We start from the raw sequence: 12,071 nt of genomic DNA on the forward strand, positions 1-12,071 counted from the left end.
CGCAGCGCGGTCAGGACAGACGCGCGATCCCTGTCGGCGCCTGCCGCCGGCAGCGCGCGCACATTTGCAACCGCGCACAATTTCCGGGGCGTCGCGGGGGCGGCTAGCCCCTGCGGAAGGGGTGCGGACGGACCTTAATCCGGCCGTCAGGGGAAGGCTTTCCCCTCATCCTACATTTAGCCAGCACCCTAATGAGCTGATTGCGCTAAGCTATATATTCGACCTAAGGTTTAATCTCTTTCCGAATTTTGGGGGCGCTATGAGGGCAAATTTTCTAGCAATTCTGGCTGTTGCAACCTCCGCCAGCATTGTGCATCCGTCTTATGGTCAGCAGATCCTAGTTTACCGTGGGGCAGTAAAGTATCCCGAATTCGCTGGGCGAGACAAGGCCTACGCCTATTTGCGCACGCGCATCGTCGAGGAGATGCGAACCGGTCCGAACTTTGCTGGGCGCTATGCCATTCTGCAATTGGGTTGCGGTACTGGATGCAGCTCTGTCCTAGTCGCAGACGTGTCCACGGGCAGGGTTTATAATTTCCCCTATGGCGGCGAAATATATCAGATGCTGACACTCAAATACGACGTAAGCGTGGTCTGAAGGCCGCAGTTACGCGGCCTGAGCGATCGGCTGCTGGGGCTGCCAGTTCCAGGGCATGAGCTCGTCCCAGCGGGACGCGGGCCAGCCTGAGGCGATCTTCTCGATGACATCGGCAATATAGGCCTGCGGCTCGACGCCATTGAGCTTGGCCGTCTCGATGACGGAGTAGATGGCGGCGGCGCGTTCGCCGCCGGCCTTCGATCCGGCGAACAGCCAGTTCTTGCGCCCGATCGCGATCGCTCGGATGGCGCGCTCGGCGATATTGTTGTCGATCTCCGCCATGCCCTCGTCGATGTAGCGGGTCAGCGCGTCCCAGCGCTTGCGACCATAGGCGAGCGCCTTTGCCATCGCCGACTTGGGCGATAGGCGGCGCAGGGCGTCGTCGATCACGCCACGAAGCGCGTCGATCTTTGGCATTGCTTGCTCTTGCCGGTGTCGGCGCCGGACATCAGGCGGCTGGCCGCGGACGTCCTCTTCGATCCGGTAGAGCCCGGCGATGCGATCGAGCAGGTCGGTGGTTAGCGGCGTCGGGCTCGTCTGGTGGCACTCGAAGATCTTGCGGCGGAAGTGCGCCCAGCAGGCGACCTCCTGGATGCCGTTGCCCTGGTAGAGCTTGTCATATCCGGCATAACCGTCGGCCTGAAGAAGGCCGGTGAACGACCCCAGCTCGCTCTGCGGATGGATGCCGCTGCGATCGGGGGTGAACCGATACCAGGCGAGCGCCGGGGTGGCGGCGCCCGATGCGCGGTCATCGACGACATAGGCCCAGAGCCGCGCCTGCGCGGTGCGGCCCTTGCCGGGCACGAGCATCGGCACCGGCGTGTCGTCGGTGTGGAGCTTGGCGGCCTTCAGTCCTTCCTCGCGGATGCGGCTCACGATGGGATCGAGCAGATGCGCGGCCTGGCCCGCCCAGCCGGCGAGGGTTGAACGATCGATGTCGATGCCCTGCGCCGCCATCATCTCTGCCTGGCGATAGAGGGGGAGATGGTGATCGAACTTGTGGACGACGACATGGGCGAGCGTCGCGAAGCTGGCCTTGCCACGTGCTATGGCCTTCACCGGCGCCGGTGCCTGGACAATCCTGTCGCAGGCGCGGCAGCTATACTTGGGCCGCACGGTGCGGATGACGCGCCACTGGACCGGGGCAATATCGAGCTGCTCATCACTGTCGTCGCCAAGCGGGCGCAGCGCGCCGCCGCAATCGGGACAGGTGCAGTTGCCGGCCTCAGGCTCGATCCGCCGTTCGGCGCGCGGCAGATGATCGGGCAGCGCGCGCACCGGCGAGGGTCGCTGGGCGGGCGCCCTGTCGGCGGTGCGGCTGTCCGCGACCTCGGCTTCGCCTTCGAGCTCCTCGAGGGCGAGCTCAAGCTGCTCGATCTGCAGCGCGAGCTTCTCCGAGGACTGGCCGAAGGTCATGCGGCGAAGCTGCGCAAGCTGGTGGCGGAGGGTATCGATCAGCGTATCGCGGGCCGCGAGAGCGGCTTCGAGCTCGGCGATCCGAGCGTCTTTGTCGATGCAGGAAGAGGCTGGTTCCGACACCCCGGATACCTAGCAAAACAGGCGCTGCGATGCCAGTAAAACCCTAACTAATCCGCCACTTTTTACCCTGCGAGCAAGGGCACTGCAGTGCGTTCGGGACGCCGCCAGTCGATGCCTTCGAGCAGCATCGAAAGCTGCGCCGCGGTGAGGCTGACCTTGCCCGCCTTGGTGATCGGCCAGACGAATCGGCCGCGGTCCATGCGCTTCGAGAACAGGCACAGGCCCTGACCATCATACCAGAGCAGCTTGACCAGATCGCCGCGCTTGCCGCGGAACGCGAACAGCGCGCCCGAGTGCGGACTCTTCTCCAGCACCTGCTGCACCAGCACCGCGAGGCCATCGAACCCCTTGCGCATATCGGTGGCGCCGCAGGCGAGATAGATACGTGTCGTCGGTGGTAACGGGATCATCGGGCAAGGACGGACATCACCCGAGCCAGTGCGCCGGCATCGACCGCCGCATCGACCGTGAGCCTTACCCCCGACGGGAGCTCGATCCCGATCTGGCCGGTTCCCATCATCGCGGCGGTCGACACGGACATATCTACCTCGGCAAATGATGGAGGCGCAGTGCGCTTCAATCCGTCCAGATCGCCCGCCAGCGCGCGTCGGCGCCATGTGTAGAGCTGTCCGCTACCGATCGCGTGCCGCTTGCAGGTCGCACCGATCGAGCCATCGGAGCCGAACGCCTCGCGCAGAATGGACAGCTTCTGGTCCGCTGACCAGCGGCGGCGCCCGGCAACCACCGCGATCTGACTACTCATATGATTACTCATATGACCACTCACGAGAGTACTCGCTCCCGCCACCTCGATATCCTCGCTCATCACCGCTCCTCGCAAAGAGCGGCAATCAATACCGCGCAGCAGCTTCCTGCAAGGCGGCCTTCAGGACACGGTTACAATACGACGTCAAAAGCAGCGCGATCACTGCCACTTGGCTTAACGAGGATGGTCAGTGCGAGTCTGATGATATGATTTGGAACGGTGTCCGCTTTTTATCGCAGAACCGACGGATTATCGGTAGTCGCGCTCGCTGCGAGGACTGATATTCAGACTGCCGACTGTCATGCAGCCTGCCGAGTTTCAACAGCTGACTGGACTGCTTTAGCTACATCCTGAATGAACCTGTGGAGCCCACCTGGCTTTCCAATTCCCCGAATTCCTAATGCCATTGCCCTGACTGTGCCTAAGGGAATTTGCGACACTTCTAGTAGCGTTGGCGGCGTGCCCACGGGTGCAGCTTCCAAGCTCGGATAGATCAACGTCGCGCGGACGGTGCCTGTTGCGTGCATGAAGGCAAGCATTTCGTACCGATCTGCTGCGGTAATTCCCTCGAAGCCTCGTTCTTGGTGCCCTTTATATTTAGCGTCAATGATGTGTGATCCGAGTGAATCTGATATAACTGCGTCAGGATAAACCTGAAGAGCCGATTTTTGGGCTCCCTTTTCTGAAGTCCCGAACCGGTAGGGCCTTTGAAGTGCTACGCGGTTAGCACCAATAGCCATTACAAGCGCACGCTCTAGCAATGCCTCCCACGTCTGCCATGTGGCGACAGTAAATCCGAATGTGGAGAAGGGACCCATTGACGGCGATGTGCTAGCTCCTCGGTTAAGCTCAAAAGAAAGATCGTAAGCCGATTGCCAAGCGGATAGCCGGGGTGGCATCGTTCGGTGGATTAGGCTTGGCCGAGTTCGCGGGCGGCCCCATCGCACAGCAAGGTCGGTCAATCCGCCCGACACGCTAGCATCGCGGACATGCGGTATCAGAGACGAGATTCCCGCGTGAATCGTTGCCAGCCATTCGTTGTCTAGGCTCATTTGATAGACACGCTGCGACCACCCTTCGTCGTCAGGGTTGAGGAGCGCCTCCGGATCAAGCTCCGAAACTGGTTCAAATGAGAAAACGGTGGACGCACGCCGTGTCTTGAGTGGCCGACGACTGTTCTGCCGGATTAACCCAAGCAGTATTCTGCCAACGAGGTCCGCCATCGTGTTTTGCGACGTGCTCGAAGCCGCGACTGTCCGGATCAGATCGACGTGCCCGTAGACCGTAAACAGCGCCAGAAACAATAAATCTTCCTGCCACTGATCGCCGGGCAGCGCAAATTTCGGTCGGATTTCCAGTTCTGCATTTCGTCTGATCGAGATCGTTCCCGCAATCCCCTTTGCGGACACGCCCTTGGCACTGATCTCAATGGGGCTGGACGACAAGGAATGCTGAGCCTGTAGCCGCTCTCCAACCTTGCGCAGTTCCTGCTCGGCGTCAGCTGATGAGCTCCCAAGGTGGGACGCTAATTCACCAAGGATCGCGACCGGAGGGCCATACTCCACAAGTTGGAATATGCGGTTTACGCTAGCCACCGGCCACTTGCCGAAGAACAGCGTAGATCGTTCCGCTCTCGATATTTGGAGCTACGAGTTGCTGCTTTTGATCGATTCCATAAGGTGTGCTGACAATACTATAGCCCGCGCCATCCTGGCTCTCGTTGAAAACCACTCCGGCTCCGATCAGGTCTCCGAAGAACACTTCCTGTACGTGTGACGCGATTCGCTTCCACCAACTCACCGCTCTGTTGAGCGCCTCGGGTACATCTGCTGGCGCAGAATCTGGTGATAGGAAGATGCCGTGTCCAATTCGAAAGTCTGGGCCGCGGCCCAGTGCGATGCGCTCGTTTACTTTCTCCCAAGCTCGGACAGCGGCCTCGACCACGTCGCCGGGCGCTTGCGGAGCATCTAGACTATTGCCGGATGCACCGAGCAAGCCACGCACGATGTCCGGCCGGGGCTCTAATGGGATTGGCTCAAAGCGCCGCAAAAAAGCGACATCCAGCGGCTCAATCGAAACGTCGGCTTGGTTTATTGCGGCCAAGATATAGAGATGCGGCGAGAGGCGCATCTCGGCTATCTGGCCATCGTCGTTGAGAATGTGAATCGGCCACGTGGTTTTGGTGGGCTGATCATTCTTATCGAGCCGCTTGTCCGGTTCGATCGCAACGATAGAATCGCCAAAAAGCTGAACGGCTGGCCCGCGGTTCAGCTCGTCAATCATCAAGAGCGATGCTCCGCCGCTTAACGCTGCTTCATTTGCACGGATTAGCGCGCCCTTCGCCACCTTAAAACTTGCGACGCCGCCAGTTACGCTCGGGACAAAGGCAGTCGTGAAATCGCGAGCACGAGTGTTAGCGGAAAAAGCTATTCGTTCTACATGTCGGTTTTCGCGATCAGGACTGGGAAGACCCGGGACCTGAGGATTCGGCACCGCTACCTCAGCCGGGATTGCGACTCTTTGTGGGATCGCTACCGGCTGAGCGGGCTGAGCGGCTTGCGGAGCTCCCGCCGCGAACGCGTCCGCCACTTCCTGCAATAGGTAGGTCTTGCCACATGACGGTGGGCCTGACAGCAAGACGTTATGCCTTGTGCTCAGGGCAGCGAGAATCGCTATGGCCTCATTGGAATACGCCATCAATATTTGATCCAATGAGTATGCTTCTCGAAGTCGATGAAGCCTTGATTAGCGTTGGTTTTCTGTGGGGTCGCCAACACTTTCTTGAAGAAATCATTCACGACTGAATGCCACTGCCCGCTCGCCAAATCTTGCTCGCTATAAAATGTAAGGATCACGTTAGCACTGGCATCTTCTATGATCAGAAGGAAGAACCGACCCTCACCAGCTGGTGGCTCGAGACCAAACTTACTCAGTTGGGCGAGCCGACCCTCTCCCTCTCTAGCCGTCGTCGGCGGCTCGAACCGAAGCTCCCTTGTCGAAGCTGAACCATTCTTTTTCGGAATGCTTACATCTGCCGTATATAGGGTGACGCTCGTTCGCACCCCGTTGCGAACGCGAGGCTTTTTTTCGCGACCGGGAAGGGCACGCGCGAACACACCGTCGAATTTTTCGAAAGGCGTGAAACGAAAATCGCGAGCGCCGCCTCCGGTATTAGAATCGGCCGACGTCGCCGTGAATTTCCTCAAATCTCCTGGCATCACTTCGCGAAAAATGATGCGTTTTACATTTGCACCAGCCATTGCCCCCTCCGATTCCAGCTTTATGTCGCTGCACGAAGCGGTTGAACAGCGTTGTTTTCAATATTTGCTGATTGCGACGGCCGATAGGGCCGCGCACCTAACTTGATCGCCGTTTCTACCCTTTGAGCAAATGTGTTCTGGGCGGCCGACTCAACAGCTGAGAGTATAAAATCCCGGGTCACAGTGGAACGACGCTCGCCGGCTAGAGCCGGCTCGCTGCGGTCAAGACTCGGGAAGTCGCTCAAAATTAGGGCAATTTCATCTGTTGAAATGCCGTATGCGCGGAAACAGGCGAGGTCGATGTTGCGGCGCAATTCGGCGATCGCCATTGCTGAATCCGTACCGCCGCTCGCCGAAAGCGCGGCAACTTGCCGTGCGTCCATTGCAACACCCCGCCCCGGTAATTCGAAGGGCCGAAGAGGTGGGAGAGGCACGCTCTGAAGAAGAAAATAATTTACCGTGGTGGTGAGCACACGCCGAAGCATCCAGTCAAACGCGAAGCTGTTGACCATCCCGCACCATAGATCGAGCGCCTCCGTACCAGGCAAGTTTGGGAACGAAACGGTCGGCACCTTATTGCCACACACCACCCCTGCCGGAATCACCGCCGCCATCATCGATCGCTCGTTTGTCTGGCCTGCAATATCACAGAACCCCGCCCTAACGGTATCTACGCGCTTGGCAGCAGACTTGGGAATGTCGGACTTCCCGATCCAAAACTGGGGCTCGATCGATGTGACGCCGAGCGGAACCGGTGTCCAGATTGCCCGACGCCCACTGCCTTCAAGATAGCTTTTTGCACCGAAGCGAAATTGGTGAACCATGCGTCCTTCGACCAATGGTACCGCGTTTGCTACCGGATAATCGCGAAAGGCATGTCGCTCGCGTGTCATGTCGACTTCACGCATTAAGTGCGGCCACCAAGGTGAAGTTGGCTCAGACCATCGCTGCCCAGCTTCCGCCATCCGTTGGAAAAGTTCCCACTCAGCGACACTGCGGACTTCGGGAATAGAGAGATCGGGCCGAATTTGCTCCAGCGTCTTTCGATCAATGCTTGAGAAAGGACCGCGCTCGCACGCGCTGCCGGTAGCCTCTCCGTAACCGATTCTGACCGCCGAATTCGCGTTTGACCGACGCTGATCGGCAGTCATTGCAACGAACTTGAACCGAGTGTCGATCTCAAAGAAACGCTGCTTGTTGTCTAGGACGGTAAACGAGACCTGTCCGAACTGATCGAGCAGCAGCTTCCGCACTTCCGTCGTTGACTTCGAGCGAATCAGGCCGGCAGGAAGCAGCGCCGCGATGCCAGCTTGGCCGTCAGTAAGTTCGACCATCATCTGCGTGAATGCCACAAATAGGTCTGTTTCGCCGCGACCGGCCAGCGGGTAGCGGGCGACGATTGCTTCCGTGTATTCACGCATGCGGAGCCGCTCTTCTTGGAGCGCCACTCCCGGTTCCTGGGAATGGGCCGCGCCATAATGCCTGTCCGCGCCAGCTGCTACTTCCTGTTCATGCCGCAGAACTTTGAGCTTTTCCCATGGCGGATTTGCGACAATCACCCCTAGCGTCCCATCAATCGCGGCGCGCCATTCAGACTGGGTTCGAAGCAAGCTATCCCCATGCAGCCAGCGAGACGACATTTCCGTGATCGCTGCTACGTCATCCGTTAATGAAGCGAGTGAGAGTTGAGCACCGCGGAGTGCGTTGCTGGATTGGTCGGCTGCTATCACCTTCTCGGCGAGCCACCGAGCAGGCGCATGGCCCCTCTCGCAGGCGGCAATGCTCGCCGCAGCAAGCAGCATGCCTGCTCCTGACGCCGGGTCAAGAATTTGGTCGCCCCGGCTGTTTAGTTCCGCGGACATCTGTCCAATTAGCAAGGCGAGGCGGAAGTCCGTGTAATGAGCGCCGGCGATCCTCGTCTCGTGCTTCGAAAGGGGTTCGCGAGCGAGCGCGCTGAGAGCCAACGCATGAGGAATCCGCGTGCGTGCGATTTCGGCTAACACAGGCTGAGCGAGTGTTGAGGCCTCGGCGACAGTCAAGCGCGGCTCAGAGAGCACACATTTTTCGCGATATTTGGCCAGATCAAAGCCGCCAATGAGCGCAGCGGCGGCGTCCAATATTTCCAGCCGTTGTGCAAACTGCTCCGTTGGAGCACTAGATGACCCATGGGCCAGAATTTTATCCGCCTTAGCCAATAGCACTCGCTCAAGAGGAGGCGGAGCGCTCATGTGGCAAGCTCCTGAAGCCCGTAGCGCGCGCCAAGCCTCAGCCGCTTGGACTCAAATTTATCTTCGGCACGCATGAAGCTCAGGATATATTCGGTCACGCTATTCCCGTTGGCGCTAGCCATGCGATTGGGCCGGTAGCGTCCCACGCCTTGGATAGGCGTGCATTCCACGCGGCCGGTCCTTTGCAAGGCGGCGCAGAGATCGCCCAGATCAACATGCCCTTCACAGCTGTACGAAATTAACACGCGTCGCGACGGCATGCGCTCTACCAGTGACACCAAAGCATCAAGTGCTTTTGTCTTGTAGCAAAACGCCGACGCTTTGTTCTTCCAAGGTCGCAAACCACTGACACCCTCGACGTCCGGGTCGTCGCCTACAGCGATCGTTTCTAAGATATGATAATACGACGCGTACTGACGCTTGGTGTACGGCGGATCCAAATAAACTAGGTCATCGGGCGCCGGTCGCAGGTCAGCAACGTCAGCAACCGTCGTCTCAAGCTCCACCGACTCCGCCTTCAACTCGCGCGGAAGCATTACGAGTGGCGAATGTGCCGCATTTTGCCACTTGCTGAGGAAACAGCCGTAGGTGCCGGCGATGTTGGCCACCCGATTAGCTGCTGAGATGAGATCGCAAATAAGCAACTGTTCTTCGCGAGGCGTCAACAAGCCGTTCTCGACCCAACTTACAATCTGCGCGCGTATAGCGTCGATAGCGCCTGCATTCTTCTCGGTAAAATATCGCCGTTCTATTCCTTCGGCGTCGAACTGCACCGAGGCCGGGCTATAAGTTCGCCACATGGCACCTTGGATCGGTCTGAGTCTGTTGAGCCTGTCTATGGCGCCGAGGTAGCCTCCAAGCTGCTCCATCCGAATGTCGGCTTTCGACGCCAACCTCGCTGAAGTCATTACGATGGCGCTCTCTAACGCATCGTTGGCCCAAATCGGCCACCCGAGAGACGCGGCTAATTCACTCACGGCTCCTGTGCCGCTGAACGCATCCACGAATCGCCCGCTTCCATCGTCGAAAGCCTCAATCGCTTGCTCTAAAGGCGTGGTAAGCCGAGCCTTGGAGCCGATGTACCGGAATGTCATGCGGCCCCCTTCAAGGTCAGATAATTGCGATTGGGGGCAACCTAACAGGAACGCGATTCAATGGGAATCGGGCACGCGCATAAAATTTCGTCACTCAATGCTCACTCATTCGGACTCTGCTTCGAACTCGAATCACGAGGGACCAAGCTGACCGGCAGGGCAGGGACATGGCCGGGTTCCCCGCCCTCAATTAAACTCAGTATAGTGGCTCCCAAAGTGCGCCCCCCTTCAGCACCGCTTTGGCGAATCGAACTGATCGACGGGCGATGCAAGCTTGCGATAGGGGCGTCATCGAAGCCGATGATCGCAACCTCTGCTGGCACGAGAACATTTTGGGTAATCAGCGCGTCGCAAGCGCCCGCAGCGATGGCATCGCTTGCGGCAAAAACCGCATCAAACGAAATATCGGCATTAAGGGCATTGCAGGTCGCGTCAAAACCTCCCGAATGCGAGAACTGTGCTGGTAGCGTCGCAACGAGATGAGCGTCAGTTGATTCCAAATACTGACGTAAGCCCGCTAAGCGGGCAGCGACCTCTGGATGGCGAGTGTCTCCCAGAAACAATATGCGTGACGCCCCTCCGTCCACAAGATGCTCGGCCGCCAGCGCTCCGCCCATATGATTGTCGCTTCCCACGACGACGGTCTTCCCCCTCGCCGGAGGCTCTCCCCATATTACGGTTGGCACAGTCAAATTCGACGTCTCGTTCACGCGTCCCGCATTCGCTCCTTGGCCCAGAATCACAGCGCCATCGACGCCGACCGCGCCGGACGACGCGAAGTGTTCGCTTGTCGTGAGTAACATGGAGTATCCGGCCGGAGTCAGGACTTCGAGAAGCCCCCCGATCATTGAAAGTACTAGAGGGTCGGCGTACGCATCTCGACCGACTAGTTCGTGATCGATCGCGACCGCTATCGTCCGCGATTCCCGGGTGCGTAGATTACGCGCCGCTACGTTCATCCTATAACCAAGGTGACGAGCGATCTGGGTGACGTGCTCGCGAACTTCTGGCCGTACCAGCTCGCTACCACGCAGTGCGCGAGAAACGGTTATTGTCGAAACGCCAGAAAGGTCTGCGATGGTTTTCATCGTTGGTCTGTCACGTTCGCGAATGGTTCACCCCCGGTGGCCCACCACCTCATCAATCTCAGCACGCCGGCGTACTCAATCTCGCAAAACGCATGGCCGCAGCGGACGGAATTTGCATTGACCGCCCGACGGTAGCCGTCAAGAATGGCCGGATCAAAACATCATTGATGAACCTGGCGCCTAAGGCCCACGACAACTAAGGGAACTGCGGGACGAGCAATGGCGACATATCGTGAGATACAAAAGCTAGTGAAGGCCCAGGGGAATTTTGTGCCTAAGACGTGTTGGATCGCTCATGTGAAAAGCGACTTCGGGCTAACCGACAGGATTGCATCGACCCGCCTCGTTCAGAACGACCGCCGGTATCCATGCCCTGCACACCGGCGCCCGGCGATCGAAGCCGCCCTCGCGCATTTCAATATGATCCAGTCGTAGGCACGGCGGCGGACACATATTAAAGTTGGTCCCGGTTGCCCTCGGTGGGCCATGCGATCCAGTCACCACTGTTGAAATGCAACCGCCTTTCGACACCGCGCGAGCGCCCGCATCATATGATACTCAACCCCTTGTTCCCGGATGCCAATTTCTTCCGCGATCTCCCGATAAGTCTGGCGACGCAACCGATGCATCAAGAATATGCGCCGCGTGCGACGGGGCATCGCAAGAAGCACGCGTCGTAAACCCCGCCGCAAATCCGATGCTTCCATCGCCAACATCTGTTCCGGACCGGCTGGCGCGTCACGACCTTCATCGAAAGGGAACAACCCCTTTCCCTTGCGTTCGTTCTGACGTGCGCGCTCAATCACGAGATTGTGCGCAGCACGGAAGAGGTAGGCGCGAGGATTTTCGACCCGCTCGAATGCGCCGGTCCGCAACATGCGCGTGAATGCTTCTTGCGTGAGATCAGAGGCTTCCTCGCGGCCCACGCGACGCCTGAAGAAGTGGAATAACCGCCGGTTCTCGAGGCGGTAGAATTGATCGAAGGAGGCGAACGGACCGGGCGTGGTCATGGCCGTTCCTCCCGATTGCCTCGGGTGGGCAGCGGCGCATCCCGCGCAGCGCGGTAAAGGGCGATACCGGCCTCGATCCGGTCGAGGATGAAAGTGTCGCGTTCGGACTTCGCCGCGCGGATGTCGGACTTCGAGTAAACTTCGACATCAACGGCACAGCGATTGCTCAGTTCGCGGTCAATCGTCGCCCGCGCGCGCCGCCAACAAAGTTCGTCAGTGAAAAGCGGATGATTGACGACGACCCAGAATTCATAATCGGAAAATTCGATCGTCCGGCGGTCTTCGTACCAGGATCGCCGCGCATAGGGACCGACCAGGATGATCCGCTTGACCTGTCCCGGCTCGGGCGCCTGAACCTGCGAGGGATCGAACAGGCCACGCAGGATGCGGGTGATGCGCTCGATTTCGCGCTGCTTGCGCCGGATGAGATGGCCGACGCGCGCCATCACGACCTCGCGCGCGTAAACGTCGGTTGTTGGGGGTGTCAT

General features: G+C 58.9%; 11 protein-coding genes. All 11 read right to left on the minus strand.

Annotated features, from left to right (window positions below; translation table 11 throughout):
- Nucleotides 1-607: 607 nt before the first annotated feature.
- Nucleotides 608-2,137, minus strand: coding sequence for an IS66 family transposase (gene tnpC / locus OVY29_RS18080; protein ID WP_313911627.1), 1,530 nt, complete (start codon nucleotides 2,135-2,137; stop codon nucleotides 608-610).
- Nucleotides 2,138-2,199: 62 nt separating this feature from the next.
- Nucleotides 2,200-2,547 carry an IS66 family insertion sequence element accessory protein TnpB gene (gene tnpB / locus OVY29_RS18085; protein WP_313911628.1) on the minus strand — a complete coding sequence of 116 codons (348 nt, stop codon included), beginning with the start codon at nucleotides 2,545-2,547 and terminating at the stop codon, nucleotides 2,200-2,202.
- Nucleotides 2,544-2,900 carry an IS66 family insertion sequence element accessory protein TnpA gene (gene tnpA / locus OVY29_RS18090; protein ID WP_313911629.1) on the minus strand — a complete coding sequence of 119 codons (357 nt, stop codon included), beginning with the start codon at nucleotides 2,898-2,900 and terminating at the stop codon, nucleotides 2,544-2,546. Before tnpA ends, tnpB begins: the two co-directional genes overlap by 4 nt.
- Nucleotides 2,901-3,202: 302 nt before the next feature.
- The gene (locus OVY29_RS18095; protein WP_313911862.1) at nucleotides 3,203-4,498 is read right to left on the minus strand and encodes a 5-methylcytosine restriction system specificity protein McrC; all 1,296 of its coding nucleotides are present in this window, start codon (nucleotides 4,496-4,498) and stop codon (nucleotides 3,203-3,205) included.
- Nucleotides 4,491-5,186 carry a hypothetical protein gene (locus OVY29_RS18100; protein WP_313911863.1) on the minus strand — a complete coding sequence of 232 codons (696 nt, stop codon included), beginning with the start codon at nucleotides 5,184-5,186 and terminating at the stop codon, nucleotides 4,491-4,493. Before OVY29_RS18100 ends, OVY29_RS18095 begins: the two co-directional genes overlap by 8 nt.
- Nucleotides 5,187-5,599: 413 nt before the next feature.
- Entirely contained in the window at nucleotides 5,600-6,163 is a 564-nt protein-coding gene (locus tag OVY29_RS18105; RefSeq protein WP_313911864.1) for a hypothetical protein, read from the minus strand.
- 20 nt (nucleotides 6,164-6,183) lie between these two features.
- On the minus strand, nucleotides 6,184-8,391 hold the full coding sequence (locus OVY29_RS18110) for a hypothetical protein (RefSeq protein ID WP_313911865.1): 2,208 nt from the start codon (nucleotides 8,389-8,391) through the stop codon (nucleotides 6,184-6,186).
- Nucleotides 8,388-9,485, minus strand: coding sequence for a DNA adenine methylase (locus OVY29_RS18115; RefSeq protein ID WP_313911866.1), 1,098 nt, complete (start codon nucleotides 9,483-9,485; stop codon nucleotides 8,388-8,390). The genes OVY29_RS18110 and OVY29_RS18115 overlap by 4 nt, the downstream gene beginning before the upstream one ends.
- A 101-nt stretch (nucleotides 9,486-9,586) precedes the next feature.
- The gene (locus OVY29_RS18120; RefSeq protein WP_313911867.1) at nucleotides 9,587-10,573 is read right to left on the minus strand and encodes a substrate-binding domain-containing protein; all 987 of its coding nucleotides are present in this window, start codon (nucleotides 10,571-10,573) and stop codon (nucleotides 9,587-9,589) included.
- Nucleotides 10,574-11,070: 497 nt separating this feature from the next.
- Nucleotides 11,071-11,583 carry an RNA polymerase sigma factor gene (locus OVY29_RS18125; protein WP_313911868.1) on the minus strand — a complete coding sequence of 171 codons (513 nt, stop codon included), beginning with the start codon at nucleotides 11,581-11,583 and terminating at the stop codon, nucleotides 11,071-11,073.
- Nucleotides 11,580-12,071, minus strand: coding sequence for a hypothetical protein (locus OVY29_RS18130; protein ID WP_313911869.1), 492 nt, complete (start codon nucleotides 12,069-12,071; stop codon nucleotides 11,580-11,582). The genes OVY29_RS18125 and OVY29_RS18130 overlap by 4 nt, the downstream gene beginning before the upstream one ends.

The sequence above is a fragment of the Sphingopyxis sp. SE2 genome (assembly GCF_032227185.1).
GTDB lineage: Bacteria > Pseudomonadota > Alphaproteobacteria > Sphingomonadales > Sphingomonadaceae > Sphingopyxis.